Origin of the sequence: Pseudoduganella violaceinigra DSM 15887, from assembly GCF_000425385.1 — a bacterium.
GTDB classification, from domain to species: domain Bacteria; phylum Pseudomonadota; class Gammaproteobacteria; order Burkholderiales; family Burkholderiaceae_D; genus Rugamonas; species Rugamonas violaceinigra.
Genome location: NZ_AUDI01000016.1, coordinates 237,207 through 262,426 on the forward strand (window position 1 = coordinate 237,207; position 25,220 = coordinate 262,426).

The window sequence follows — 25,220 nt, forward strand, 5'->3', positions numbered from 1 at the left end:
CATCGGATGGGCGCCTATAATAAGGGGATAAAAATCGCCCGGGAACCGAAAATGAAATCTGTACTTGTCCTTTTCCTGCTGACCATCAAGAGCAGCTTTATCAGCGACGAAGAGTCCGAAGCCACCGAAGAGCAGTTCGACACGATCCAGTTCGTGCAGACCGACAAAGGCACGTGGCGCTTCAAGACTTTCGCCGAGGATGAGGATGTGCACCTGTGGAGCATCGAAGCCGAAGGCGACCTGGTCGAACTGGCGATTGAAACCACCAACCGCCATTACGGCGACGTGATCGACGAAGCCTTCATCATCGAGAGCGAAGACGGCGTGGAAGGCTTGCGCCGCGAATTGAAAAAGCAGGGTTTGAGCGACAATCTGCAGATCTCCCCGAAAGGTCCGCTGTTCTGGGCCCCGCCAGGCTCCAGCTACAGCCCTAAGTCCGCACCTTCGCACTGAGCGCCAGCGCGCGCTCGGCATCGGTGGCATGGTCGCGGTCCCAGGCCGCCAGCCTGGGCGCCATCAAGCGATGCCAAAGCGGCGGCACCAGCGCCAGCATCATCGTGCCGAGGTAGCCGCTGGCCATCATTGGCGCATCCGGGAAGGGATTCAGGTCCTGGTAGTGCACGTTCGCGTTCGCATGGTGGTGCGAGTGGCGCGTCAGGTTGAACATGGCCCAGGAGCTGATGCGGCGGTTGGTATTCCATGAATGGCGCGGCTGCACCGGCGTCCCCGGGTCGCGTACCAGGCCGTAATGCTCCATGTAGTTGACGATCTCCAGCATCGCCTTCCCAGTCAGCGCGCACAGGATGAAGTACAGCGCCGCGCGGCCGCCGCCCATGGCCCATGCGGCGCCCACCAGGACAACGCTCATCAAATGTCCCCGCAAATAGGCATTGCGCCAGCCAAAGCGCGCGTACCCGCGCCGCGCCAGGCGGCGCGTTTCAATCTCCCATGCACTGATATTGCCCTTGATCGTGGATACCACGATGTGCCAATACACATTGCGGCCGCGCGGCGCCGTCGCCGGATCAAGCGTGGTCGAGACATAGCGGTGGTGGCCATACACGTGCTCGATCGAGAAGGCCGTGTCGACGCTGAAGGCCAGCAGCCAGCGCCCAATCAGCATCGATAGCGGATCCCGCGTGCGATGGGTCAGCTCGTGGCCAGGAATCGTGCCCACCATGCCGATCATCAAGCCGGTCTGCACCACGGCGGCGCAATGCTGCCATGCGGGCGTGGCGGCGCGCGCCGCCAGCACGTCGTAGCCGCTGGCGTGCGTGATCCAGGCGCCGAATCCGAGCGGGTCGCCGCGGCACGCCGTCCAGGTGGAAATAAAGACAATCAGCGCCAGCAGGGGCAAGGCCAGCCACAGCTGGGCCGTCAGCAGCCACCCGGCCTGCAGCCGCGGCACCGACGTATCGTCGCCGCACAGGATATCGCCCAGCACATACAAGCCCAAGATGGCCAGCAGGCCGGTGCCGATCCAGCTGCCGCCGGCAAGCAGGTTCACGGCGGCGAACAATCCGATCAGATGGAACAGGAAGTACTTGAGATAGTGGAGGAAGTTCACTGGGCCAGCTCCTGTCGGGTGTGAAAACGGTCGGCATGAATACGGCTGGCGTCCAGGCCAAGTGCTTGCAGCCGCACGCTGATGCTGTCCACCATGCCGGGCGAACCACACAGGTAGGCGCGCGTATCGGCCGCCAGCGCCGCCCCGGCCGCGTGGACCAGCGCGTCGCGCCCGGCGCCGACAACGGGCTGGTAACGGAAAGGCGCCTGCCAGGCGGCGGCGAGCCCGCCGATCTCCTGCTGCGCATACAGGTCGCGCTGCTCGCGTACGCCGAACAGCAAGGTGACCGGCGGCATGGCGCGCTCCTCCAGCGCCTGGTGCAGCATGGCGAGGATGGGCGCCAGGCCGCTGCCCCCCGCCGCCATCAGCACTGGATCGCGGCCTGGACGCAGCCAGAAGTCGCCTGCGGGGCCGCGCAGCGCCACCCGCTTGCCCAGAAGCGGCGCGTCGTTGGCCAGCACCGAAAATTCGCCGCCCCGCACCCGGCGAATATGAAACAGCACTTTGCTGTCCGGCCGTACCGGCGTCGCGAAGGAATAGCTGCGGCGCACGCCGGGCAGCGCATCGATCGACAATTCGGCAAACTGGCCGGCCTTGTAATGGAGGGTGTCGTCCAACTGGACGCACAGTTCCGCGATGTCGTGCGTCAGCTGGCGCTGGCCGACGATACGTCCCTGCACTTCGCGCGGCGCCGCGGGGCGCGACAGGTCGACCTCGATCGACACGTCGGACAACGGCACGCTCTGGCAGGCAAGGATGCTGCCCGGCTCTCCGCCCAGTACATAGGCGGCGTCGGTCAGCTCCTGCACGTCCCCCGCCAGCAGCCGGCATTTGCAGCTCGTGCAACTGCCCGTACGGCAGCTATGCGGAAAAGCCAGGCCGGCGCGCAAGGCTGCCTGCAGCAAGGTTTCTTTCGGCTCGACGCCGATGGCGCAGCCATTGATGTACGCCGTCACGGGGCGCTTCGTTCGCATGAAAGTCAACATGAAACCAGTCTAGGCAGGCCGGCCTCGCAGCGGCAGGGCCGTAATTGACAAGCATGGGTCATTTATTGACAATTGGCGCATGACCACGTCCGCACCGCTCTTCCCCGTCTATTACCTGCGCCAGATTGCCGACCAGCTGACAAGCGGCGGCGCCGATGCCGGCGCCTGGCTGGCGCGCCACGGCTTGCAGCCGGACCAGCTCAGCGACACGAGCGTCACCCTGCCCTTTCCCGCCTATCACGCCCTGCTGACCGACGCGGTGGCGACCTCCGGCGAACCGGCCCTGGGATTGCTGGTCGGCGCGCGCCTGCCAATCAATACGCATGGCGTGCTGGGGCTGGCGGCGATGAGCAGTTCCACGCTGCGCCAGAGCGTCGAAATGCTGGACCGTTTTGTCAGCCTGCGCACGCCGCTGGTTGCCATCAGCCACGCCACAGCAGAAGACGGCGGGGCATTGAGGCTCCGCATTGACCCCGCCCTGCCTCTTGGCGATATCCACCAGCTTGTGATGGAAGCGGTGACGCTGACGGTGAAAAACCTGCTCGATTTCATCGCGGGTGCCCGGCATATCGCTGCGGTGGGATTCGGCTTTCCGGAACCGCCCTACGCCGCGCTGGCGCAGGACCTGTTCCAGTGCGAAGTGCTTTACGGCCAGCAGTGGACCGGCTTCGACCTGCCGCCTGCAGTGCTGGACCAGCCGCTCAAACTGGCCGATCCGACCACGTTCAGCGAAGCGGCCGCGATGTGCCAGCGCGAGTTCGACCGCCTGCGCCAGCCTGCCTCGATGGTCGCCCGCATCCGGCGCGCCATGCTCGCCTCGCCGGGCCAGTTCCCCTCGCTGCAGGTCACCGCGCGGCTATTCAACTGTACGCCGCGAACCCTGCACCGCCGGCTGCTGGCGGAAGGGACATCGTTTCAGCAACTGCTGGACCAGGTCAGGCACCGCCTCGCCTGCGAGCACCTGAAGGCCGGCAAACTGAGCGTGCAGGAAATCGCCTATGCGCTTGGCTATACCGAGATCGCCAATTTCCGCCGCGCCTTCAAGCGCTGGGAAGGCGTTCCACCGTCTGCTTTTGGCGACAGTGCGCGCGCTGTGCGCGAGGTTATATAAAATACCAAGTTTTAACATTGCAGAACTGTCCATGAGCCAAGCCCCGAACCAGCCCCCTGAAGAAAACAGCAGCATCGACAAAATCGCCCTTGGCAAGCAGCTGGCGGGAGACGTCGCACGCGGCGCCGGCGCCGGCATCCTGCGCACCGTGCTGGCCGTGCTGGCGGCCATCGTCGTCAACGCTCTCGGCGTGGCGCTGTTGTTCAGAAGTGAACTGGGCGGCGGACATGGTTCGGCCATGATCTACGCCGCCTTTGTCGCCGCGCCCTTCATTATCGGCACCGGCCTGACCGGTATGTTGGCGTATAAGCTTGGCTTGCAGGGCATCCTGGCGCGCGTGGTGGAAAGCCAGTCTGGCCTGATCGCGAAACTGGGCACCGGCATCCTGGAAACCTTCCTGCGCAGTGTGAAGTACGAACCAGGCAGCCCGCTGGCTGAAAAATTCCTGGGTCAGTGGCGCAGCTTCCTGGACCTGCAATCGGGCCTGCCCAAGCCGCTGCCGTCCCTGCTCGCAAGCCTGACTTCGCGTATCCCGCTGGCTGAAACCATCACCGAAGTCGCCACCACCGGCATGACGCTGCGTGAAGTGGCGCATGCTGCGATGACGCGTACGATTTCGGAAGCCGCCAACGGCAGCCTGCGCCCTTCCAGCCAGTCCTTGCTGATCGCCCTCGCGATCCAGTTCGGCATGTGGTTCCCGCTTGGTTTGCTGGTGCGCCGCCTGTTCGGCTAAGGCTCCAGGCTGCGGCGGCTTTCGAAGTAGCGCCACTCGCCTGTCAGCGGGTCGGGGAAGCCGATGGCCTTGGCCAACAGCTTGAGCGGAGAGGATACGTCGTCCTGCTTGCACGGCAGGGCGACCGGATAGAACACATCATTCACGATCGGGATGCCGAGCGCGGACAGATGCACGCGCAGCTGGTGCTGGCGGCCGGTATGCGGCCACAGGCGATACAGTATATGTTCGCCGCGCGGGCCGATCACATCGACCATGGTTTCCGAATTCGGTTCGCCCGGCTCTTCCTTCATGGTGAAGAACTTGTCGCCTTCCACCATGCGGCTGCGGTAGAGGAAGGGAAATGCCGTTGCCGGAGGTAGCGGGCCGGCCAGCGCCTCGTATTCCTTCTGCACCAGGCGTTTTTGGAACAGCGACTGGTAAGCACCCCGGCTGGAGGGATTACAGGAGAAAATCACCAGCCCCGCTGTTTCGCGGTCCAGACGATGGATCGGCACCAGGTCTTCGATGCCGAGCTTGCGGCGCACGCGCACCAGCAGGGTCTCCTTGACGAAGCGGCCGGACGGAATGGTGGGCAGGAAGTGCGGCTTGTCGACCACCACGATATGCTCATCCTGGTGCAGCACGTCTTCTTCAAATGGGATCGGCGTTTCGTGTTCCAGTTCCCGGTAATACCAGATGCGGGCGCCGCGCACATAGCGCGACTCCGGCTGTACCGGCACGCCTTTGCCGTCCACCACATCGCCGCGCGCCATGCGGCCGCGCCACTGCGCTTCGCTCACGGCCGGATAGTTGGCGGACATGAAGGTGATCATGTCCGGCCAGTCGCCCTCCGGCAGCCACAGGTAGCTGGGCGTGACGCCGTCGCGCATTGGCAACGGCGGCGCGCTCGCGGCCTGCTTCGGGCGGGACATGTCAGGACTTGGGCAGCGGGGTGGCCTGGTAGGGCGGCAGCTTGTTCACGTCCAGGCCGCGTACGCGGGCATACACCGGCAACACCAGGGGCATCTGGCGCTGCATGTCTTCAATGCGCGAGTTGCCGCTCGGGTGGGTGGACAGGAATTCCATCGGCTGCTGCGCATTGATGGCGCTCATCTTCTGCCACAGGGCGATGCCGGCGCGCGGATCAAAGCCGGCGCGGGCCGCCAGGTCGATCCCCACCAGGTCGGATTCGGTTTCATCGCCGCGCGAGAATTTCATGACCGTCAGCTGGCCGGCCATATTGGCGCCGGCATCGGTGAGGCGCGGGTCGATGCCGAGGTAGGACGACAGCACCGCGCCGCCCAGCTTGCTGGCGATCGACACGGCGGTCGACTGCACGGCGCGCTTGCGCGCGTGTTCGCGCAGGGCGTGCGCGATTTCGTGGCCCATGACCATGGCCACTTCATCGTCGCTCAGGTTCAGTTTCGCCAGGATGCCGGTGTAGAAGGCGATGCGGCCGCCCGGCATGCAGAAGGCGTTGACCTGGTCGGAATTCAGCAGGTTGACTTCCCATTGCCAATTGGCGGCGGACGGATTCCAGCGCTGCGCGTAGGGCACGATGCGGGCCGCGATGGCGCGCAGGCGTTTGACCTGCGGATCGCTGTCCGGCACCAGGGCTTCCTTTTGTTTTGCTTCGCTCAGCAGTTGCGAGTACTGCAGCTTGGACTGCTGGTCCATTTCCTGCTCATCGGCGAAGACGCGCAAGCGCGACAGCTTGGTGACGGGGATGCCGTCAGCCTTGGGATTCATCGGCGCCGCCTGCTGGGCCGACGCGGTGCCGGCGGCGAGCGCCAGGGCGATTAAAGTGAGCTTGAACTTCTTCATGGCTTTACGATACCACAATGGTTTAACTGGACTGTTTTTTCCGCAAGCGGAACACGGCAAGGTCGCCGCGCAGGTTGGGCAGCACGGTAACAATTTTGCCCTCGGCCAGGGCCACGCATTCGATCACTTCCAGCCCCACCTCCTCCGCCAGCTCCTGGAAGTCATAGATGGTGGCGCAGCGCACGTTGGGCGTGTCGTGCCACTGGTAGGGCAACGATTTGGATACCGGCATGCGGCCCTTCAGCAGGGCGACGCGGTGCGGCCAATGGGCGAAATTGGGGAACGATACGATGGCTTCGCGGCCCACGCGCACGATGTCGCGCAACAGGTCTTCCACATGCTTCATCATCTGCAGGGAAGACAGGCACAGCACCGTATCGAAGGAGTTGTCGCCGAAGATGCCCAGGCCGTTCTCGAAGTCCTGCTGGATCACGCGCACGCCGCGTTTGGTCGACGCCAGCACCTGCTCGTCCGCCAGCTCCAGGCCATAGCCGGTGCAGCGCTTGCCAGCCTGCAGGTAATCCATCATCACGCCGTCGCCGCAACCCACGTCCAGCACGTGGGCGCCTTCGCGCACCCAGTGCGCAATGAAAGCCAGGTCGGGACGGGCGCTGCTCAGGTCATCGAAAGTCATGCTGCTTGTTCCTTGTTCGTTTCTTTCCACACTTGCTCGTAGTAGGCGCGCACCATGTTCATATAGCGCGCATCCTCGAGCAGGAAGGCGTCGTGGCCGTGCGGTGCATCGATCTCGGCGTACGTCACCTCGCGGCGGTTGGCCAGCAGCGCCTGCACGATCTCCCGGCTGCGCTCCGGCGAGAAGCGCCAGTCGGTGGTGAAGGACGCGAGGAAGAACTTGGCGCGCGTGGCGGCCAGCGTCCTGGTCAAATCCCCGTCGAATTTGCGCGCAGGATCGAAGTAATCGAGCGCCTTGGTGATCAAGAGATAGGTGTTGGCGTCGAAGTATTCCGCGAACTTGTCGCCCTGGTAGCGCAGGTAGGACTCGATCTCGAAATCGATGCCGAAACCAAACTTGTAGTCGCCGCCGCTGGCCGCGATATCGCGCAGCTTGCGGCCGAACTTCTCGGCCATGTCGTCGTCCGACAGGTAGGTGATGTGGCCGATCATGCGCGCCACTTTGAGGCCGTTCTTCGGCACCACGCTATGTTCGTAAAAATCGCCGCCGTGATAATCAGAATCGGACAGGATGGCCTGGCGCGCCACGTCGTTGAAGGCGATGTTCTGCGCCGACAGTTTGGGCGTGGATGCAATCACCAGGCAGTGGCGCAGGCGTTCCGGGTACATGATGGACCAGGCCAGCGCCTGCATGCCGCCCAGCGAACCGCCCATCACGGCGGCGAACTGCTGGATGCCCAGCTGGTCGGCCAGGCGCGCCTGCGCGGCGACCCAGTCCTCCACCGTCACCACCGGGAAAGCGGCGCCGTACTGTTTGCCGGTCGCTGGATTGATGTGCATCGGGCCGGTCGAGCCGAAGCAGGAACCCAGGTTGTTGATGCCGATGACGAAGAACTTGTCGGTATCGAGCGGTTTGCCCGGGCCGACCATATTGTCCCACCAGCCCACATTCTTCGGATTGTCGGCATAGTAGCCGGCCACGTGATGCGAGGCATTCAGCGCGTGGCAGACCAGCACCGCGTTCGACTTGTCCGCATTCAGCGTGCCATAGGTCTCGTACATCAGCATGTAGTCGCGCAGGGAGGCCCCGCTCTGCAGCTGAAGGGGTTCCGCAAATTGCATGGTCTGCGGCGCGACGATTCCAATCGATGGCATGTGAATCCGGTTTTAAAAGGTTGGTGTTACAGGGATTGCAGGGCGGCGACGGCGTCGCTGATGGCATCGGGATCCATGGCCCGCATGATCTTGCGCATTTGCGGCGTAATCTGGCCCAGGTCGCTGTTCAGGATTTCCTGCTTGACCGACAGCAGCTGGGACGGATGCATCGAGAATTCGCGCAGTCCCATGCCCAGCAGCAGGCGGGTCAGCTTGGCGTCGCCCGCCATCTCGCCGCACACCGCCACCTCGATGCCAGCCTTGTGGCCGGCGGCGATGGTCATCGCGATCAGTTGCAGGATGGCCGGGTGCAGCGGGTTGTACAGGTGGGCCACTTCGTAGTCGACGCGGTCGATCGCCAGCGTGTACTGGATCAGGTCATTGGTGCCGATGGACAGGAAGTCCATCTTCTTGACGAACATGGGCAGCGCCAGCGCGGCTGCGGGAATCTCGATCATGGCGCCGACCTGCACCGCGGGATCGTACTTGTGCCCCGCTTCGTCCAGCTGCGCCTTGGCGCGCTTGATCATGGCCAGCGACTGGTCGATCTCGAAGGCGTGCGCCATCATCGGGATCAGGATGCGCACCTTGCCGTGCACCGAGGCGCGCAGGATGGCGCGCAATTGGGTCAGGAAAATCTGCGGCTCCGCCAGGCAATAGCGGATGGCGCGCAAGCCCAGGGCCGGATTGAGCGCAGTGTGCTCCATCTGGTCCAGCGGCTTGTCGGCGCCGATATCCAGCGTGCGGATGGTGACCGGACGGCCTTTCATGGCCAGCACGGCCTTGGTGTACTGTTCGACCTGCTCATCCTCGGACGGCATGCTGCCGTCGCGGCCCATGAACAGGAACTCGGAACGGAACAGGCCGACGCCGTTGGCGCCGGACTCCATCGCGTGTTCGCAGTCTTCCGGCAGCTCGATATTGGCCATCAGCAGGATCTGCGTACCGTCCTTGGTGACGGCGGGCGTCTTTTTCAGCTTGCCCAGCTTCTTGCGGGCGCGCATCGCCGCCATCTGGCGCTCGCGGTACTGCTCCAGCACCTGGGCGCTCGGCGTGACGATCACCACGCCGGCGTCGCCGTCGATGATCACCCAGTCGTCCTGCTGGATCAGGGTCGACGCCTGCGACATGCCGACTGCGGCCGGGATGTCGAGCGAACGCGCCACGATGGCGGTGTGCGAGTTCTGCCCGCCCACATCGGTCACAAAGCCGATGAAGGAGCGGTCGCGGAATTTCAGCATGTCGGCCGGCGAGATATCGTGGGCCACCACGACCATCTGGGCCAGGAATTCGTCGCCTTCGAGTTCGGCCTGCTTGGGCAGCAGCGGTTCGCTGCCCATCAACACTTTCAACACCCGCTCGGCGACCTGCTGGATATCGGCCTTGCGCTCGCGCAGGTAGGGGTCTTCGATTTCGTCGAACTGCGCCGACAGTTCGTCGATCTGGGTCAGCAGCGCCCATTCGGCGTTGTAATGGCGGCTGCGGATGATGTCGAGCGGCGCCTCGGAAATCATCGGATCCGACAGGATCAGCGCATGCACGTCGATGAAGGCGCCCAGCTCCGTCGGCGCATCCTTCGGCAGCTCATTCCACAGCGTCTGCAATTCGCGGTGCACGGCGGCCAGCGCCTGCTGCAGGCGCCGCACTTCCGCTTCCACGTGCTCCTCGGAGATCAGGTAGTGCTTCACATCGAGCGCCGCCGGCGTCAGGATGTGGGCGCGGCCGATCGCGATGCCGCGCGAAACGGGGATACCGTGGAGAGAGAACGATGCCATCGGGCTGCCGTCCCGCATTTACTCGCCTTCGCCGAACTTGTCGTTGACCAGCGCGGTCAGGGCATTGATGCAATCCTGTTCGTCGGCGCCGTCCGCTTCCAGCAGGACCTTGGCGCCCTTGCCGGCGGCCAGCATCATCACGCCCATGATGGACTTGGCATTGATGCGGCGGCCGTTGCGCGACAGCCAGACATCGCTCTGGTACTTGGCTGCCAGCTGGGTGAATTTTGCAGAAGCACGTGCATGCAATCCGAGCTTGTTGATAATTTCAAGTTCTTGCTGAATCATATTTTATTTTGTCTAGTTGACTCGGATACGGTTATCGACCTTGACCGCGCCATTCTGCGCGCCGGCCAGGGCCATTTCCACTACTACGTCCAGCGTATCGGTACGGTAAGTGATGGCGCGCAGCAGCATCGGAAGACTGATGCCCGCCACCACCTCGACCTGGCCCGCATCGGCCAGCTTGTTACAGCAGTTGGCAGGCGTACCGCCCTTGATATCGGTCATGACCAGCACCCCGGCCCCCGTATCGAGGCGGGCGATGGCTTCACGCGCCAGCTTCTGCACTTCGTTCAGGTCCTGGTCCGCCAGCACGTCGATCGCCTCCAGTTTTTCGACCGGGGCCCGGAACACATGTGCCGCGGCGGCCAGGAAAGCCTGGCCCAGCGGCGCATGCGTCATCAATAAAATCCCTACCATGTTTATCCTTGCTTGCCTGCCCGCGCTTCCACCGCGTCGACGAACATGGACGCAACCTGGAAGCCTGTCTGCTGCGTGATCTCCTGGAAGCAGGTCGGGCTGGTGACGTTTACCTCGGTCAGGTAATCGCCGATCACGTCTAATCCTACCAGCAACAGGCCGCGCGCCGCCAATTCCGGCCCCAGGGCTTCGGCGATTTCGCGGTCGCGCTGCGACAGCGGCTGCGCCACGCCGGTACCGCCGGCGGCCAGGTTGCCGCGCACTTCGCCTGCCTGCGGGATGCGCGCCAGGCAGAAAGGCACTGGCTTGCCGTCGATCAGCAGGATGCGCTTGTCGCCTTTGACGATGTCGGGGATGTAGCGCTGCGCCATGATGGTGCGGGTGCCGAGCTGGGTCAGGGTCTCGATGATGGAGCCCAGGTTCAAGCCATCGGCCTTGACGCGGAAGATGCCGGCCCCGCCCATGCCGTCCAGCGGCTTGAGGATCACGTCGCCGTGTTCGGCCTGGAAGTCGCGCAGACGGGTTTCATCGCTGGTCACCAGGGTCGGCGCGGTGAACTGCGAGAACTGGGCGATGGACAGCTTTTCATTGTGGTCGCGGATAGCGGACGGCTTGTTGAAGACCTTCGCCCCCTGTTGTTCCGCCAGTTGCAGCAAGTAAGTGCCATAGACGTACTCCATGTCGAACGGCGGGTCCTTGCGCTGGATTACGGCGTCGAAGGCGGCCAGGCTGGTGTCCTCCGACGGCGCGGCCTTGTACCAGTCGTGCGAATCGCCGGTCAGCTCGATGCGCGCGACATGCGCCGTGACCTTGCCTTCCTTGAGGGCCATATGGCGCTGCTGGAAGGCATACACCTCATGCCCCCGGCGCGCCGCCTCGGCCATCATGGCAAAGGTAGAGTCCTTGTAGATCTTAAAACTGGACAACGGATCGGCGAGGAAGGCGATTTTCATGGATTAGTCCAAAAATGTAACGACTGATTCTAGCCGAAAACCGGTAAACCCGTGTCCCGCCGGACGAGGCGCCCCTCCGACGGGTTTGCCGGCTCAGTACACCTCAGGATCCGGGTCGGTGCGCTCCATTTCCAGCGAAGCGGCCAGCAGCGCCAGCCGCGCCACCACGCCGTATACATAGAAACGGTTCGGCGCCGCCGTCCCCGGCTTGGCCTTCACATCGGGCACCGCATGCTGCTGCGCGAACGCCAGCGGCACAAACTGGGAACCGGGCGCGTTCAAATTCTGGTCCGGCCCCTTCTCGCCGTGCACGCGGTAGAAACCGCCCACCACATAGCGGTCGATCATATAAACAACCGGCTCGGCAAACGCCTCTTTGATGCTCTCGAACGTCGGCACGCCCTCCTGGATATTCAGGTCGGTCACCGCCTTGCCATCCTTGATCACGGTCATGCGCGCGCGCTGCTCATCCGACAACTCTTTCAGCTCGGCCGCATCGCGGATCGTGATGATGCCCTTGCCATAGGTACCAGCATCGGGCTTGATGATGACGAACGGTTTCTCCTTGATCCCGTATTCCTTGTACTTCTTGCGGATCTTGGCCAGCACCGCATCCACCGACGACGCCAGGCATTCCTGCCCCTCGCCGGTCGCCAGGTCGACCGCGCCACACTTGGCGTGGAAGGGATTGACCATCCAGGGATCGACACCGATCAGCTTGCCAAATTTCTTCGCCACCTCATCATAAGCATTGAAATGGTTGGACTTGCGGCGCAGCGCCCAGCCCGCATGCAGCGGCGGCAGCAGGCTCTGCTCATGCAGATTGGCCAGGATCTCCGGGATACCGGCGGACAGATCGTTATTCAGCAAAATGGTGCAAGGATCGAAATCCTTCAATCCCAGGCGGCGCCCGTTCGGCGAGCGCAGCAGCGGCTCCACCACCAGCATATTCCCGTCCGGCAGCGCCAGCGGCGTCGGCTGGGTCACCGACGGATCCAGCGACCCCAGGCGCACATGCAAGCCGGTCTGGCGGAAGATCTGCATCAGGCGCGCCACGCCCTGGAAGTAAGTCGGATGGCGCGGCTTGATTTCCGGAATCAGCAACAGATTGCGCGCATCCGGGCAATACTTGTCGATGGCCGCCATGGCCGCCTGCACCGACAGCGGCAGCATTTCATTGGCCAGGTAATGGAAGCCGCCAGGGAACAGATTGGTATCCACCGGGGCCAGCTTATAGCCGGCATTGCGCAAGTCGACCGAGGCATAGAATGGCGGAGTATGCTCCTGCCACTCGAGGCGGAACCAGCGTTCGATGGCTGGGGTCGCGGCAATGATCTTTTCTTCAAGATCCAGTAACGGCCCGTTCAGAGCCGTGACGAGATGGGGCACCATGTGACTTCCTTGCTGGTTGGTATCGGCAGACTCTCCATTTTGGGGCAAAACCTGCAATTAAAAGATACTTTTGAACAAAAAAAGCGCCCCGAAAGGCGCTTCTAGTTGAGTTCGTGGCAACCTTGGGGTCAGGCTCCCGGGTTGCCACAGCCTCAAGCGTGATATGCGGATTCGCCGTGGCTGGTGATGTCCAGGCCTTCGCGCTCTTCTTCTTCCGGCACGCGCAGGCCGATCAAGAGATCCACCAGCTTGTACGCAAGCACCGAAACAATGGCCGACCAGACGATCGTGATGCCCACCGCCGTTGCCTGGGTCATGACCTGGCCCGCGATCGAGTAATCCGCGCTTGCCTTGTTGGCAACGTAGTCAAAAATGCCCTGGCCGCCCAGCGAAGGCGCCGCGAACACGCCGGTCAGGATGGCCCCCAGGATGCCGCCCACCCCGTGCACGCCGAACACGTCCAGCGAGTCATCGGCGCCGATCAGGCGCTTCAAGCCGTTCACGCCCCACAGGCAGATCACGCCGGCCAGCAAGCCGATCGCCAGTGCGCCCATCGGACCGACGAAACCGCAAGCCGGGGTAATAGCCACCAGGCCGGCGACCGCGCCGGACGCGCCGCCCAGCATGGAAGGCTTGCCCTTGAACATCCACTCGCCGAAGACCCACGACACGGTGGCGCACGCGGTGGCCAGCAAGGTGTTGACGAAGGCCAGTGCAGCGACGTCGCCCGCTTCCAGCGCCGAGCCGGCGTTGAAGCCGAACCAGCCCACCCACAGCAGCGAAGCGCCGATCATGGTCATGGTCAGCGAATGCGGCGCCATGGAATCGCGGCCGTAGCCGACACGCTTGCCGATCAGGATGGCGCCCACCAGGCCCGCCACGGCGGCATTGATGTGCACCACGGTGCCGCCGGCGAAGTCCAGCGCGCCCCTCTGGAAGATGAAACCGGCCTTGGCGGTTTCGCTGGCCAGGGTGGTGGCATCGGTGATTGCGTCAGGACCGGTCCAGAACCAGACCATGTGGGCGATCGGCAGGTAGCTGAAGGTGAACCACAGCACCATGAAGCTCACCACGGCCGAGAAGCGCACGCGCTCGGCAAAGGCGCCGACGATCAGGCCGCAGGTAATCGCCGCGAACGTGCCCTGGAATGCGACGTAGATGAACTCAGGGATGACAACGCCCTTGCTGAAGGTCGCCGCGCTCTTGAAGGCGCCCTTGATCGGGTCGTAGATATCCATCAGCGCCAGTCGGCTGAAACCGCCGTAGAAGGCATTGCCCTCCGTGAAGGCAAGCGAATAACCGTACAGGCACCACAGCACGATGATCAGCGCGAAGATGAAGAACACCTGCAGCAGCACGGACAGCATATTCTTCGAGCGCACCAGGCCGCCGTAGAACAGGGCCAGGCCCGGGATGGTCATCATGATCACCAGCACGGTGGACACGAACATCCAGGCGGTATCGCCCTTCTGCGCCACCGGTGCGGCGGCTGGAGCGGCTGGAGCGGCCGTAGCCGGCGCAGCCGCTGCTGGTGCAGCAGCGACAGCGGCCGGCGCCGCGGCAGGCGCCACCGCCGAAGCGGCAGCGGCGGCAGCGGCGGCCGTTGCTTCGGCCGGCTTGGCGTCTTGCGCCAGCACAGGCAAGGCTGCGCTGAAGGCCAACAGGACAGTCACCCCCGCCAGCCATTTCTTCATGGTCTTTTGCATCACGGTTCCCCTTACAGTGCTTCGTTGCCGGTTTCGCCGGTACGGATACGGATAACTTGCTCCAGCGAGGAAACGAAAATCTTGCCGTCGCCGATCTTGCCGGTGCGGGCCGCATTTTCGATCGCCTCGATCGCCTGGTCGACGATGGCGTCGTCAACCGCTGCCTCGATCTTGGTCTTGGGCAGGAAATCGACCACGTATTCCGCCCCGCGGTACAGCTCGGTGTGGCCTTTTTGGCGGCCAAAGCCTTTCACTTCCGTCACCGTAATGCCTTGCACGTTGATGGCCGACAGCGCTTCACGCACTTCGTCGAGCTTGAACGGCTTGATAATGGCAGTAATCATTTTCATACGAATGCCTCTTCAGAAGGTTTTGGACACGGTCAGCACGACGCCGCCCTTGCCCAGGTTCTTGCCATTGCTTGGGGCGAGATAGTTGTTGTTATTGGTATCGATGTAGGCCAGCGCCACGCTGGCGACGCCAAAGTCCTTGGTGACGCCGACCTTCCAGTCGGTATAGCTGAAGGCGCCCCAGTTTTTCACTTTCTGGTGGCCCGCATGCAGGTTCAGCACGAAGCCCTGGCCCAGGTCCTGGTTGAGCGAAGCGTCCAGATAGCTGCTGTGCTTGCTGTCTGCGAAGCCAAACAGGTTGCTCACCGAATGGGAATACTTCAAGGTCGCGGGACCATAGCCAAGCTGGCCGTACAGCTCGCGGGTATTGGTGCTGGGGTTGAGCTGATTGGAGGGATAGACATAGGCCAGGAAGCCCACGTCATAGCTGACGCCCTGCCCGATTTCGCCGCGCTTGCCGCCGTACAGGTCGATTTCAACCGACGCATCCCCGCCGCTGTCCTTGATCCACTTGATGGTCGAGGCCCAGGCGCCCGCATAGAAACCGGTCGGATTGTTGACCCAGTCGGCGCCGCCTTGCAGCGCAGGTTTCAAGCGGGTTTGCGAGATACCGCGGTAACGGTAGTCGCTGACCAGGGCCGCGTTATAGCTGAACTCGTTATCAGGCTTCGCCTCGGGTGCGGCATCGGCTGCTTGAGCCACGCCGGTTCCCGTCATTGCCATTGCCAACGCGATTGCAGCGGCGAGGCCCAGCTTCTTGCTCTTATGAATCATGGCGATTTCCTTTTGAGTGAACTTTTATTGCGGTTTAAAATTCAGTCTGAAACAAAAGCTTTCCTACTCAGTAGCAGATTGCGTGCCAGCCATAACTCGTGCGTGATTTGATGTTAGGGCAGTTTTCCGCACCAATTAATGCCAAAGTCGCACCGTTGTGGTGCGAGAACCTCACATATCAGGAATGAACAACATGGACATGAACGCCTTCTTCAACGACTTGCAACAGAAGGTCAACCAGGTCATCGAAAACTCGCCGGCCAAGGATATTGAAAAGAACGTCAAAGCAATGATGACCCAGGGCTTCGCCAAGCTGGACCTGGTGACCCGCGAGGAATTCGATATCCAGGCCCAGATGCTGGCCAAGGCCCGCGCCAAGCTGGAATTGATGGAGGCACGTTTGGCAGAGCTGGAGGCCAAGCTGGCCAGCAAGTGATGCGTCCGGTGGCTGGCACGCTCATGGCTGCCAGAGAGCGCATGGGAATTCAGTAAGGCGTAGGCGCCCGCTGGGCTCTTGCACGAGTCTTGTGCCAGCTCAAAGTCCACCCCTGCCCTGGCTCTACGATGACAGTTGAGCCCGGGGAGATCCTCATGAGCATCGCAGTCATCAAAAGCCGCGCGCTGTCCGGCATGCAGGCGCCGGAGGTCAGCGTGGAAGTCCATCTCGCCAACGGCCTGCCGGCCTTCACAATCGTGGGCCTGGCCGACACGGAAGTGAAGGAGTCGCGCGACCGGGTTCGCGCCGCCATCACCAACGCCGGCTTCAAGCTGCCGGAACACCGCATCACCGTCAATCTGGCGCCGGCCGACCTTCCAAAAGAATCCGGCCGCTTCGATTTGCCGATCGCTATCGGCATCCTGGCCGCTTCCAACCAGGTTCCGGCAGCAGCGCTGGAACACTTCGAATTTGCTGGCGAGCTTTCGCTGACCGGAGAGCTGCGTCCGATCCGCGGTGCGCTGGCCATGACTTACGCCATGCAGCGCTCGACCGGCGGCCGCAGGCGCGGCTTCATCTTGCCCATGGCTAACGCCGATGAGGCTGCGCTGGTTGCCGACGCCGCCATCTATCCGGCTGCCACGCTGCTGCAGGTCTGCGCCCACTTCTCCGCCGACGCCGATGCCAGCTTCGCCCTGGCGCGCCATGTGGCGCAGCCCCTGCCGCTGCCGCCCGTCATTCCGGACTTTGCCGACGTCAAAGGACAGCTGAATGCCAAGCGCGCCATGGAAATCGCCGCCGCCGGCCGCCATTCCGTGCTGCTGGTCGGTCCGCCCGGCGCCGGCAAGACCATGCTGGCCACCCGCTTCGCCGGCCTGCTGCCGATGATGACGGACGACGAAGCGCTGGAAGCGGCCGCCGTGCAATCGCTGATCAACGGCTTCACCGTCGAAGGCTGGAAGGTGCGACCTTTTCGGGCCCCGCACCATACCTCCTCGGGCGCGGCATTGGTCGGAGGCGGCAGCGTACCGCGCCCCGGCGAAATTTCATTGGCCCATTGCGGCGTGCTTTTCCTCGATGAGCTTCCGGAATTCGACCGGCGCGTATTGGAAGTGCTGCGCGAGCCGCTGGAGTCGGGCCGCGTCACCATCGCCCGTGCCACGCGCCATGCGGATTTTCCCGCCCGCTTTCAACTGATCGCCGCGATGAATCCCTGCCCTTGCGGATACCTCGGCCACCCCGCCGGCTTATGCCAATGCACGCCCGACCAGATCCTGCGCTATCAAAGCCGCGTATCCGGCCCGCTGCTCGACCGGATCGACATGCAGATTGAAGTGGGCCCGGTGCCGCCTGACATACTGCAGGCCGATGCCGTCGGCGAGCTCTCCGCTTCAATCGCCGCCCGGGTACATGCCGCCTTTGAACGCCAGCTCGCACGGCAAGGCAAATCCAACCAGCAGCTCACACCGCGCGAAATCGACCGTTTCTGCAGGCCCGATAGCGGCGGCCAGGCCGTATTACGCGATGCCATGCACAAGCTGCACTGGTCAGCGCGCGCCTACCATCGCGTGCTGCGCGTGGCGCGTACCGTGGCCGACATGGAGGGGAATAAGCATGTCGGCGCCCGGCATATATCCGAAGCCATCCAGTTGCGGCGGGCCCTGCGGCAACTCTAGTCCTTCGAAGGCCCGACCGCTTCCAGCGATTGCTTGTCCGTTTGGCCAAACTTCAAACCAAAGTTCAGCAGGTTGCGTTTGTCGCCGTTCACGAATCCGCGCTCCTGGACGCTTCCGAGCACCACCCACAAGTCCTCGCGCACTTTGTATTCGGCGCCGTAGCCGAAGCGGCGCACATTGGCCGATAACAAGCCATCGGTTCGAACGCGGGCCAGGCCATAATCGATGAAAGCGTTCCAGCGATCGCGGCTATACCGCAGGCGGGCGATGACGTCCGCGCGATCCTCGCGCAGCAGCTTGCTATCGTCTTTTTCATCCTGGACTGGCAGCTGCCATTTTCTGTTGGCGGCGAGTTCGAACAAGGTTCGGCCGGTGGCCGAGGCATTGTGCGGATTCAGGAAGTCAAATCCTTGCGAATAGGTCATCCAAACCATCCTTGGACCACCCGACAGGTCGTTCAGTTTGTCGCCCTCGCCCGTTTTCCAAGACTTCGCATAACCGACATACCAGCGCGGCAGCTTCCACAGCAAATTGCTTACCTCGGAAGCACGCTGACGGTAACAGGCCTGAGCCTTCCTTACCCCTGCGCTCTCCCATTCCTGCCAGGCTGCCTTTTCCGCTTCCGACATCAGCTGCACCGGTTTCGGCGGGACGCCGATTTCGGCCATGCTCTTTCTTGCGCAGTCATCTGGCATCTTCCACGCCAGGCGCGGATCGGCTTTGTCGATCAGGCCAATCGTCAATGACGCAGCGGCCTGCTGGCCTAGGCGTTTGTCGTCGGAGCTGGACGTCGCCAGCTCGATCGAAGTACGCGCCCATGGCCCCATCCACCACGAATCCTCATACGTCGTACCGCCAATGAGCGTGGAAGGGAAGAAGACGTTGGCCGGCGAGAATTGGAGCGCAACACCCTCCTTCACTTTGCCTGTGGCGTCGGTGCCCTTGGCCAGCGACACCGCGACGTCCTTGGGCGTCATGGCGCGATTAATTTCGCCTGCGCCGACGCCAAGTACGCTCAAGCCTGGAGAGTCAGTAATATTCGCATTGGCCTCCCTGGCGAGTGCGTCCCTGAGCTCTTCCCGGATTTTTGGCAGTTGTTCTGCAGGCGCGCTGCCGCCGGTGGTCGGCTCTGCCGAATGAGCGACCGGTGCCGCCATATTGCTCGCGACCGGCTTTTCGACCGCTTGCTCAGGCGGCGGACCGGGAATAGGTTTCAGGCGCACGACGATTTCCCCTGTCTTCACATCGACATAGCGCCCCAATTCCTGGTACCGGCTCGCCCCGATCACGACCACATCGTCGGCGGCATTTGCCAACTGCACCTGGAGCACCAGCAAGAGCAGCGCCAATAAACGGTGGGCTAAATATTTCATGGCAATGGCGCTCCGATGAACAGCCCATCGCTTTCAACCGCCGCAATCTTGAACTCCTTCGGCATTTGCGCTTTCACGTGCGCATTCCAGACCACCGCGCCTTGCTCGACCTTGATCGACTCCGTGAAGACGACCTGGTCACTTTGCGGATAGTTGGCCCAGGTGTTCCAGATGATGTAGCGCGCAGCCGGGTATTTCGACAGGTCGATTGCGACCCGCACAACGCCGCCAGCTACATCGCCTGTCGATAAAGGAATTCCATCATTCACGCGCAGCAGGTCCCGGTGGCTTGCGTCCCTTACCGAAATGAGAATGTCGGCCACTACTGCGTTATCGGCCTTCACGGATAAGGTAAGCGGAACCGCGCGACTTAGTATTCTGTCGTGCTCAAAATTGAAACGACCATCTTCCAATATCCTTGCATACATATCGAATTCCCCAGTTGATTTTTATCAGGCCGGAAGTGCTGTTTGATCTTTGTCAAAGGCCCAACCCGAGATTCTGATATGCCTTGATGAAAAAGATGCTCTCGAAATGTCACAGGCCGAAAAAATCACCACAGGAAATTCCAGCAAGCGCATGCTCCATGTCCTGAAGTTTCATATGTAATTTCAAGTAAATCGCTGACTTTTGCTGCCGTTTGTTGGCTAGAATGCCCGCACCATGACGATCCAATACCGTTACTCGCCCTATGCTGCCGGCCCGCTCTTGATCCTTTTATGCTGCGGTAACGCCGCTGCGCAATCACCGGCTTCCCAGCCGGAAAAGAACGTCGCCGCGCCAGCCGCCGTCAAGAAGGAATCCAGTCCCGAGCCGGGCGCCATCACCAGCGTAACGGTCGCCGCCGAGCGCCCAACCAACCGCATCGACCGCCAGGTCTATGACGTGAAGTCGGACGCATCGACCAGCAACAGCTCCGCCGCCGATGCCTTGAACAACGTCCCTTCCGTCAACGTCGATCCGGACGGCTCGCTGACGCTGCGTGGCAGCAGCAATGTCCAGATCTATGTCGACGGCAAGCCTTCCGCCATGCTGCAAGGCGACAACCGCGGCCCGGCGCTGCAAGCCATTCCGGCCGACGACCTGGAGTCAGTGGAGGTGATCAACAACCCCGGAGCGCAGTTCGGCAACGAAGGCGGCGGCGGCCCGATCATCAACCTTGTGATGAAACGCTCGCGCCGCCCCGGCGGCTTCGGCGTGGCCAACGCCAATTACGGCACGGCAGGCCGCTATAACAGCGCCCTCTCGGGCAGCTATAACGAAGGCCTGTGGGGATTCCAGGGCGGCATCAATGTCCGGCATGACGGCCGCAATTCCGTTGGCGATACCGTGCGCGATCGCATCGACCCGCGCAGCGGCAGCCTGTCGCACAGTGACCAGCATGCGCAATCGAGCGGTCTCAATGACAATGCCGCCTTGAACGGCGGCGTCACCTACAACCTCGGGGCGAACGACACTGTTGGCGCCCAGGTCGCCTATTCCCAGCGTACCAATGACGGCCATGCGACCGACCGCTATGTGTCGACCGACGCCGGTGGCATTGTTACCGATGACTATCTGCGCAGCACAGTGCGCGAAGGCGAGAGCAAGAATTATTCGTGGACTGCGCGCTGGGACCATAAGGGCGCGACGCCCGGCGACACCTTCAAGATGGACCTGCGCGTCTCGAACTCCACCAACGATTCTGATAACGCCTATCGCAACAGCTATGTAGTGCGTCCGCCTTTTGGCAGCCAGTTGGACAGCGCGCAACAAAACCACAACAAGACCGAAATCATCGACTTCACCGGCGACTACGAAGCCAATATGTTCGGCGGCCTGACCAAACTCGGTTACAAGATCGTCCAGAACCGCAATGACTCGAGCGTCGATTACACCAATATCGACCCGGTCACGCTGGAAGGATCGCCGAACGCACTACGCAGCAATGCATTCGACATGAAGGAGACGATCTACGCGGCATACGGTTCGTACCAGATGCGTTTGAACGAACAGTGGGGTATGCAGGCCGGCCTGCGCGCCGAACGTACTGAAATGGAGATCGACCAACTGACCAGCCAGACTGTCGCCGGCAACAGCTATACGAACCTGATCCCCAGCTTTTTCGTGACCTATAAGATCGACGATACATCAACGCTGCGCTTCGCGTACGCGCACCGCCTGCGCCGTCCTAACGCACAGGACCTGAATCCCTTCGTGGTCTATCGCGATGAGCTGAACGTCTCCTCCGGCAACCCGAAACTGAAGCCAGCCCAGACCGACTCGTTCGAGCTGGGTTATGAAACCCGCCTGTTCGGCCTGGAAACCAACCTGCGCGGCTACTTCCGCGATGAGACCGATTCGATCCTGGACCGCAAATACTTCATCGGCAATAACGTGTTGCTGACAACGCGCGAAAACGCCGGCAGTACGCGCTCCGGCGGCATGGAGTTCACCCTGACCGGCAAGCTGCTGCCAACGCTGACGCTGAACCTGAGCGGGAATGCGGCCCGCTTTGAGCAGAACGTGCTGGAAGCGAACGGCGACCAGTCCAAGCGTACCGCATCGTCATTGAGCGGACGGCTGCGCCTGAACTGGCAAGCCACCGCCAGCGACATGCTGCAGGCTGCCGTACAGGCACAGGGAAAGATGCTGACCGGTCAAGGCTACCGCGAGCCGAACACCACGCTGAACCTGACCTGGCGCCACGCCATCACGCCGCAGCTGGCATTCGTGCTGAACGCCACGGACGTCTTCAACAGCAACAGGATTTCCACCATCACCGATACCTATGCCCTGCGCGAGCAATCGCTGCGCCGATTTGATGGCCGTATCGTGTACCTTGGTCTGTCCTACCGCTTCGGCGGGGTGAATGGCGTGCGGCGCGAGGGCGGGCCTGAGCACGGCCCTGGTGGAATGCGCGGACACGGTGGTCCCGGCATGGGCCCGCCGCCTGGTATGGGCCCTGGCGGCGATTAAGCGACGCTGCAAGGTGCTACCATTCGGGATATGAAAAAATCAATCCCGAAATCGGCATGCGTGGTGCTCTTCACGGCCGGCGTACTGGCTGCTTGCAGTCCGAAGTTCAACTGGCGCGATTTCCACAGCGCCGATGCGCCCTACACCGTCATGCTGCCCGGCAAAGCCGCAACGTATACCCGCCCCGTCAATCTCGATGGGCAGGAAGTGAAGATGACCATGTCGGCGGCGGAGGTCGACGGTACGATGTTCGCCGTCGGCACAGCTGAATTAGCGGATGCGGGAAAGGCCGCGCTCGCCGTGCAGGCAATGAAGCTTGCCATGGTACGCAATATCGGCGGGACCATTACGAAGGAGAGCAGCAAGAACGGGGCATTCGAGGTCGAAGCGCGCGGTGCGGCGCCGAACGGTGCGCCAATGGCGCTGCATGGGCGCTTCCTGGCAAAGGATAAGCGCGTCTACCAGGTCGTCATGCTGGGGAACCAGAAACATTTTGATGTGGATACGGTTGATACATTCCTGAGTTCGTTTAAATTGAATTAAGAGATACGACGCACGCGACTGCACTCGTGCTATCGTATTAGCACATCAACAAACCACGGGAAGCACACCATGTTGATCAAATTTAATTCCATATCGTCGCCGGAAGTGATGATGGCTCGCGAGCATGTCGAACGCATCATGGATCTGCTGAAGAAGAGCCCCACGCGGGGGGTGATCACGGCGGCGGAGGCTTCCCAGGCCCTGCAGCTGCTGGAGAAGGAAGTTGCGTTAAGCAAACTGCATCCGGAAGTCGATTCCGAACACGCGACCCACATGCCGAGCCATGGGCTGCCGGACGATGATGGCGATGCCGAATTTGGCGAAACGCAGAAGGTCGGCTTTGCACAGCGCGCCTTCCCCCTGCTTGAAATGCTGCGTGCCGCCCAGACGGGCGGACACGATATCGTGTGGGGCGTGTAGCGTTCAGCGTTGCGCTGGGACGAACTCTTCCATTACCGCCTTGCGCAGCAGCGCAGGCGGCAACATCCCCTGGGCCAGCACAAAGTCATTGAAGGCTTTGCGATTGAATTTCCGGCGCAAGGCCACCTCCGCCGCCTGGCGGGTTTCCATCAGGCGCTGGTAGCCGTAGAAATATGAGGTGGCCTGGCCTGGAGCGCGGAAGGTATAGCGCTGCATCTCCTGCGCCGCCATGCCCTCAGACAGCCCAACTTCGTCCATCAGAAACGATTTCACGCCATCCGGGGTAATCTCGCCCAGGTTGACCATCGGATCGAGGAAGGCACGGGCCGCGCGCATCATACGCGCCTGCAGCGCGAACAGCTGGCCATCGAGCGGTTCGAATGGCTGCATTTCCGCTTCCGCGTACAGGGCCCAGCCTTCCACATTGACGCTGTTAAAGGCAAACACGCCACGCGCGATCGATACGCCCATTTCGATCATCTTGGCGAACTGCAGTTCGTGGCCCGGACGTGCTTCATGCGCGGTCAGGGTCCAAGTGCCAGCTTCGTGAGTGAAATCATCAAATGCCAATTTCTTGCCGTTGGCATCAGGCGGCATGCCGGTGGTCAGCACAAACTCACCATACTCGCCGGTGTTGCCGATCAAGCGTGGCGGGCTCATATGCGGCGCAGGTTGCTGTGCATTCTCCGCTTCGCTCGCCAGGCGGATGACAGCCTTGCGCTCCGGCAGGGTGACGATGCTCTGCTGACGCACGGTGGATTCGATCTGCGACAGGCGATCGCCATATAGCGGCATCACCTGGTCAGCTGGAATCTGCTGCTTTTTCAGCTCCAGCATGACGGCGCGGTAATCGGGGTTGGGCAGCTTGCGTTCCTTGGCGATCAGGCTGGCGGTGATCGCCATCTGGTTGCGAATCTCCGCAAAAGAGGTCAAGGCCTTGGCAATCAGCTCTTTAGGTGCGATGTCTACGCCGAACTGATGCAGATTGTCAGCGTAAACTTCAGGCGGCAGGCGATGGTCGGCGCGTGCTTTCGGCAGGATCTGGTCTTTGAGTTTGGCGTTGTATGCCGTCAGCTGGGCCTCAATCGCAGCAAATGCGGGCTCCCAGCCCTTGAGCTCGCTCTTGCTGAGCAAGTCTTTCATCCCCTTGATCATGGCGGGCGCGGCCGTCAGCGACTGCTCGACCTCGCCCTTGTAGGGGCCCAAGAGGTTCTTGTCGGCTTTCTGCCGCTCAAGGTAGCGCTCGTAGGCCAGCTCGGTGATCGGTCGGTAACCCTTGGTAATGCCGGCATATTTTTCCATGCGGACCAGCAGTGTTTTCTGGCGCTCTTTTGGAATACGCGGATCCAGCGTCTGACGCATGACGCCAAACAACAGCTGGGTTACGTCGACGAATGGCAACAGGTGTTTGCGGTTGACGGCGGCTGAGCGCAGCTGGTCCTCCGCAGCGCCGATCAGGATCTCCAAGTCCTGTTTGATCTTCGGGTCGGCCTCTACCTTCAAGCGCCGCTTGAGCTCGGTGATTACTGCGCGTGTGTCTTTATTGTTCGCCTCGAAGAGGTCGCGCGACATATCGGTAATCTGTTCGTCGTAGCCGTCCACACCCAGGCTGCTCGCGCTTTCAGGTGAATACTTGGCTTGTACGTTTAACAGCAGCTTGGCGTTGTCATTGCTCTTGGTGACCCAAGCTGGCTCGGTGGCCGCAGCGACGTGCAGGGAGAGCAGGGCCAAGGTAAGGCCACTGAGAATTTTCGGGATCGGCATCGTGATTCCTTTACAAAGAATTGCGTGCCGTATAGTAAAGCAAAAAGCCCGCTAACACACGTTAGCGGGCTTTTCTAATAAGAGCCTGACAATAACCTACTTTCACACTGGTTGCAGCACTATCATCGGCGCAAAGTCGTTTCACGGTCCTGTTCGGGATGGGAAGGGGTGGGACCGACTTGCTATGGTCATCAGGCATAACTTGTCAACAATCCGGGAAGAAGTAAAAGGAGGGGTAGTGTTCTCAAACACGGGTAAGTGCTACATAACCGTCAAGGTTATAGGGACAAGCCGTACGGGCAATTAGTATCAGTTAGCTTAATGCATTACTGCACTTCCACACCTGACCTATCAACGTCCTGGTCTCGAACGACCCTTCAAAGAGCTCAAGGCTCTGGGAAATCTCA

The 25,220-nt window shown here is 61.9% G+C and carries 25 protein-coding genes and 2 rRNA genes; 8 read left to right on the forward strand and 19 right to left on the reverse strand.

Going from position 1 to position 25,220, the window contains the following annotated elements; all coding sequences use genetic code 11:
• Positions 1–51 precede the first annotated feature (51 nt).
• On the forward strand, positions 52–453 hold the full coding sequence (locus H597_RS0112040; protein WP_028102371.1) for a hypothetical protein: 402 nt from the start codon (positions 52–54) through the stop codon (positions 451–453).
• On the opposite strand, the gene H597_RS0112045 is transcribed toward H597_RS0112040, so the two are convergent.
• Positions 431–1,567: an alkane 1-monooxygenase gene (locus H597_RS0112045; RefSeq protein WP_028102372.1), complete on the reverse strand. Its 1,137-nt coding sequence runs from the start codon at positions 1,565–1,567 to the stop codon at positions 431–433. The two genes, H597_RS0112040 and H597_RS0112045, sit on opposite strands and share 23 nt — an antisense overlap.
• Positions 1,564–2,541 carry a 2Fe-2S iron-sulfur cluster-binding protein gene (locus tag H597_RS0112050; RefSeq protein ID WP_229632154.1) on the reverse strand — a complete coding sequence of 326 codons (978 nt, stop codon included), beginning with the start codon at positions 2,539–2,541 and terminating at the stop codon, positions 1,564–1,566. The genes H597_RS0112045 and H597_RS0112050 overlap by 4 nt, the downstream gene beginning before the upstream one ends.
• Before the next feature lie 91 nt (positions 2,542–2,632).
• Here H597_RS0112050 and H597_RS0112055 point away from each other — a divergent pair, with 91 nt between their 5' ends.
• Both H597_RS0112055 and H597_RS0112060 read left to right on the forward strand, forming a co-directional pair.
• Entirely contained in the window at positions 2,633–3,664 is a 1,032-nt protein-coding gene (locus H597_RS0112055) for an AraC family transcriptional regulator (RefSeq protein ID WP_028102374.1), read from the forward strand.
• Positions 3,665–3,695: 31 nt separating this feature from the next.
• Positions 3,696–4,397: a hypothetical protein gene (locus tag H597_RS0112060; protein ID WP_028102375.1), complete on the forward strand. Its 702-nt coding sequence runs from the start codon at positions 3,696–3,698 to the stop codon at positions 4,395–4,397.
• Here the strand turns inward: H597_RS0112060 and H597_RS0112065 are convergent.
• The 12 genes from H597_RS0112065 to H597_RS0112120 all read right to left on the reverse strand — a co-directional run bounded on the left by H597_RS0112065 (position 4,394) and on the right by H597_RS0112120 (position 15,643).
• Positions 4,394–5,311 (reverse strand): pseudouridine synthase, encoded by a 918-nt coding sequence (locus H597_RS0112065; protein WP_028102376.1) that lies wholly within the window; start codon positions 5,309–5,311, stop codon positions 4,394–4,396. The two genes, H597_RS0112060 and H597_RS0112065, sit on opposite strands and share 4 nt — an antisense overlap.
• 1 nt (position 5,312) lies before the next feature.
• Entirely contained in the window at positions 5,313–6,203 is an 891-nt protein-coding gene (locus H597_RS0112070) for a M48 family metallopeptidase (RefSeq protein WP_028102377.1), read from the reverse strand.
• A 22-nt stretch (positions 6,204–6,225) separates the two neighbouring features.
• The gene (gene metW / locus H597_RS0112075; protein WP_028102378.1) at positions 6,226–6,837 is read right to left on the reverse strand and encodes a methionine biosynthesis protein MetW; all 612 of its coding nucleotides are present in this window, start codon (positions 6,835–6,837) and stop codon (positions 6,226–6,228) included.
• Complete coding sequence (gene metX / locus H597_RS0112080) at positions 6,834–7,991, reverse strand: homoserine O-succinyltransferase MetX (RefSeq protein ID WP_035373948.1); 1,158 nt, start codon at positions 7,989–7,991, stop codon at positions 6,834–6,836. Before metX ends, metW begins: the two co-directional genes overlap by 4 nt.
• Before the next feature lie 26 nt (positions 7,992–8,017).
• Positions 8,018–9,766, reverse strand: a complete 1,749-nt coding sequence (gene ptsP, locus H597_RS0112085; RefSeq protein ID WP_028102380.1) for a phosphoenolpyruvate--protein phosphotransferase — start codon at positions 9,764–9,766, stop codon at positions 8,018–8,020.
• Between the two features lie 18 nt (positions 9,767–9,784).
• Entirely contained in the window at positions 9,785–10,054 is a 270-nt protein-coding gene (locus H597_RS0112090; protein WP_028102381.1) for an HPr family phosphocarrier protein, read from the reverse strand.
• Positions 10,055–10,066: 12 nt separating this feature from the next.
• Entirely contained in the window at positions 10,067–10,468 is a 402-nt protein-coding gene (locus H597_RS0112095) for a PTS sugar transporter subunit IIA (protein WP_028102382.1), read from the reverse strand.
• A gap of 2 nt (positions 10,469–10,470) precedes the next feature.
• Complete coding sequence (gshB, locus tag H597_RS0112100; protein WP_028102383.1) at positions 10,471–11,421, reverse strand: glutathione synthase; 951 nt, start codon at positions 11,419–11,421, stop codon at positions 10,471–10,473.
• 93 nt (positions 11,422–11,514) lie between these two features.
• Positions 11,515–12,813, reverse strand: coding sequence for a glutamate--cysteine ligase (gene gshA, locus H597_RS0112105; RefSeq protein WP_028102384.1), 1,299 nt, complete (start codon positions 12,811–12,813; stop codon positions 11,515–11,517).
• A gap of 152 nt (positions 12,814–12,965) precedes the next feature.
• Positions 12,966–14,519: an ammonium transporter gene (locus tag H597_RS0112110; protein WP_028102385.1), complete on the reverse strand. Its 1,554-nt coding sequence runs from the start codon at positions 14,517–14,519 to the stop codon at positions 12,966–12,968.
• An 11-nt stretch (positions 14,520–14,530) separates the two neighbouring features.
• The gene (locus H597_RS0112115; RefSeq protein ID WP_028102386.1) at positions 14,531–14,869 is read right to left on the reverse strand and encodes a P-II family nitrogen regulator; all 339 of its coding nucleotides are present in this window, start codon (positions 14,867–14,869) and stop codon (positions 14,531–14,533) included.
• A 12-nt stretch (positions 14,870–14,881) separates the two neighbouring features.
• Positions 14,882–15,643: a TorF family putative porin gene (locus H597_RS0112120; protein ID WP_028102387.1), complete on the reverse strand. Its 762-nt coding sequence runs from the start codon at positions 15,641–15,643 to the stop codon at positions 14,882–14,884.
• Between the two features lie 193 nt (positions 15,644–15,836).
• Between H597_RS0112120 and H597_RS0112125 the strand changes: the two genes are divergently transcribed.
• Both H597_RS0112125 and H597_RS0112130 read left to right on the forward strand, forming a co-directional pair.
• Positions 15,837–16,079 carry an accessory factor UbiK family protein gene (locus H597_RS0112125; protein ID WP_028102388.1) on the forward strand — a complete coding sequence of 81 codons (243 nt, stop codon included), beginning with the start codon at positions 15,837–15,839 and terminating at the stop codon, positions 16,077–16,079.
• 155 nt (positions 16,080–16,234) lie between these two features.
• On the forward strand, positions 16,235–17,755 hold the full coding sequence (locus H597_RS0112130; protein WP_028102389.1) for a YifB family Mg chelatase-like AAA ATPase: 1,521 nt from the start codon (positions 16,235–16,237) through the stop codon (positions 17,753–17,755).
• On the opposite strand, the gene H597_RS0112135 is transcribed toward H597_RS0112130, so the two are convergent.
• Together H597_RS0112135 and H597_RS34805 are read right to left on the reverse strand one after the other, a co-directional pair.
• Positions 17,752–19,128: a hypothetical protein gene (locus H597_RS0112135; RefSeq protein WP_154668074.1), complete on the reverse strand. Its 1,377-nt coding sequence runs from the start codon at positions 19,126–19,128 to the stop codon at positions 17,752–17,754. The two genes, H597_RS0112130 and H597_RS0112135, sit on opposite strands and share 4 nt — an antisense overlap.
• The gene (locus tag H597_RS34805) at positions 19,125–19,556 is read right to left on the reverse strand and encodes a hypothetical protein (RefSeq protein ID WP_154668075.1); all 432 of its coding nucleotides are present in this window, start codon (positions 19,554–19,556) and stop codon (positions 19,125–19,127) included. Before H597_RS34805 ends, H597_RS0112135 begins: the two co-directional genes overlap by 4 nt.
• Before the next feature lie 235 nt (positions 19,557–19,791).
• On the opposite strand from H597_RS34805, the gene H597_RS0112145 reads away from it, so the two are divergent.
• From H597_RS0112145 to H597_RS0112155, 3 genes are all read left to right on the forward strand, one after another.
• Positions 19,792–22,086: a TonB-dependent receptor domain-containing protein gene (locus H597_RS0112145; protein WP_028102392.1), complete on the forward strand. Its 2,295-nt coding sequence runs from the start codon at positions 19,792–19,794 to the stop codon at positions 22,084–22,086.
• 30 nt (positions 22,087–22,116) lie between these two features.
• Positions 22,117–22,629, forward strand: a complete 513-nt coding sequence (locus H597_RS0112150; protein ID WP_051293721.1) for a hypothetical protein — start codon at positions 22,117–22,119, stop codon at positions 22,627–22,629.
• 69 nt (positions 22,630–22,698) lie between these two features.
• Entirely contained in the window at positions 22,699–23,049 is a 351-nt protein-coding gene (locus H597_RS0112155; protein ID WP_028102394.1) for a DUF1840 domain-containing protein, read from the forward strand.
• Positions 23,050–23,052: 3 nt separating this feature from the next.
• Here the strand turns inward: H597_RS0112155 and H597_RS0112160 are convergent, their stop codons facing one another.
• The 3 genes from H597_RS0112160 to H597_RS0112170 form a co-directional block, all read right to left on the reverse strand.
• Entirely contained in the window at positions 23,053–24,813 is a 1,761-nt protein-coding gene (locus tag H597_RS0112160) for a DUF885 domain-containing protein (protein WP_051293722.1), read from the reverse strand.
• A gap of 83 nt (positions 24,814–24,896) precedes the next feature.
• Positions 24,897–25,009: ribosomal RNA gene (gene rrf / locus H597_RS0112165) — 5S ribosomal RNA — on the reverse strand.
• Between the two features lie 86 nt (positions 25,010–25,095).
• Positions 25,096–25,220: ribosomal RNA gene (locus H597_RS0112170) — 23S ribosomal RNA — on the reverse strand; the annotation flags it as partial.

Bases quoted from the DNA above. Each gene is read 5' to 3' on its own strand.
- H597_RS0112090 (WP_028102381.1), bottom strand. From the start codon at position 10,054: ATGATTCAGCAAGAACTTGAAATTATCAACAAGCTCGGATTGCATGCA.
- H597_RS0112110 (WP_028102385.1), bottom strand. From the start codon at position 14,519: ATGCAAAAGACCATGAAGAAATGGCTGGCGGGGGTGACTGTCCTGTTG.
- H597_RS0112095 (WP_028102382.1), bottom strand. From the start codon at position 10,468: ATGGTAGGGATTTTATTGATGACGCATGCGCCGCTGGGCCAGGCTTTC.
- metW (WP_028102378.1), bottom strand. From the start codon at position 6,837: ATGACTTTCGATGACCTGAGCAGCGCCCGTCCCGACCTGGCTTTCATT.
- H597_RS0112155 (WP_028102394.1), top strand. From the start codon at position 22,699: ATGTTGATCAAATTTAATTCCATATCGTCGCCGGAAGTGATGATGGCT.
- H597_RS0112120 (WP_028102387.1), bottom strand. From the start codon at position 15,643: ATGATTCATAAGAGCAAGAAGCTGGGCCTCGCCGCTGCAATCGCGTTG.
- gshB (WP_028102383.1), bottom strand. From the start codon at position 11,421: ATGAAAATCGCCTTCCTCGCCGATCCGTTGTCCAGTTTTAAGATCTAC.
- H597_RS0112065 (WP_028102376.1), bottom strand. From the start codon at position 5,311: ATGTCCCGCCCGAAGCAGGCCGCGAGCGCGCCGCCGTTGCCAATGCGC.
- gshA (WP_028102384.1), bottom strand. From the start codon at position 12,813: ATGGTGCCCCATCTCGTCACGGCTCTGAACGGGCCGTTACTGGATCTT.
- H597_RS0112070 (WP_028102377.1), bottom strand. From the start codon at position 6,203: ATGAAGAAGTTCAAGCTCACTTTAATCGCCCTGGCGCTCGCCGCCGGC.
- H597_RS0112060 (WP_028102375.1), top strand. From the start codon at position 3,696: ATGAGCCAAGCCCCGAACCAGCCCCCTGAAGAAAACAGCAGCATCGAC.
- H597_RS0112115 (WP_028102386.1), bottom strand. From the start codon at position 14,869: ATGAAAATGATTACTGCCATTATCAAGCCGTTCAAGCTCGACGAAGTG.
- H597_RS0112150 (WP_051293721.1), top strand. From the start codon at position 22,117: ATGAAAAAATCAATCCCGAAATCGGCATGCGTGGTGCTCTTCACGGCC.
- H597_RS0112055 (WP_028102374.1), top strand. From the start codon at position 2,633: ATGACCACGTCCGCACCGCTCTTCCCCGTCTATTACCTGCGCCAGATT.
- H597_RS0112125 (WP_028102388.1), top strand. From the start codon at position 15,837: ATGGACATGAACGCCTTCTTCAACGACTTGCAACAGAAGGTCAACCAG.
- H597_RS0112040 (WP_028102371.1), top strand. From the start codon at position 52: ATGAAATCTGTACTTGTCCTTTTCCTGCTGACCATCAAGAGCAGCTTT.
- H597_RS0112130 (WP_028102389.1), top strand. From the start codon at position 16,235: ATGAGCATCGCAGTCATCAAAAGCCGCGCGCTGTCCGGCATGCAGGCG.
- H597_RS0112160 (WP_051293722.1), bottom strand. From the start codon at position 24,813: ATGCCGATCCCGAAAATTCTCAGTGGCCTTACCTTGGCCCTGCTCTCC.
- ptsP (WP_028102380.1), bottom strand. From the start codon at position 9,766: ATGGCATCGTTCTCTCTCCACGGTATCCCCGTTTCGCGCGGCATCGCG.
- H597_RS0112145 (WP_028102392.1), top strand. From the start codon at position 19,792: ATGACGATCCAATACCGTTACTCGCCCTATGCTGCCGGCCCGCTCTTG.
- H597_RS0112135 (WP_154668074.1), bottom strand. From the start codon at position 19,128: ATGAAATATTTAGCCCACCGTTTATTGGCGCTGCTCTTGCTGGTGCTC.
- metX (WP_035373948.1), bottom strand. From the start codon at position 7,991: ATGCCATCGATTGGAATCGTCGCGCCGCAGACCATGCAATTTGCGGAA.
- H597_RS0112050 (WP_229632154.1), bottom strand. From the start codon at position 2,541: ATGCGAACGAAGCGCCCCGTGACGGCGTACATCAATGGCTGCGCCATC.
- H597_RS34805 (WP_154668075.1), bottom strand. From the start codon at position 19,556: ATGTATGCAAGGATATTGGAAGATGGTCGTTTCAATTTTGAGCACGAC.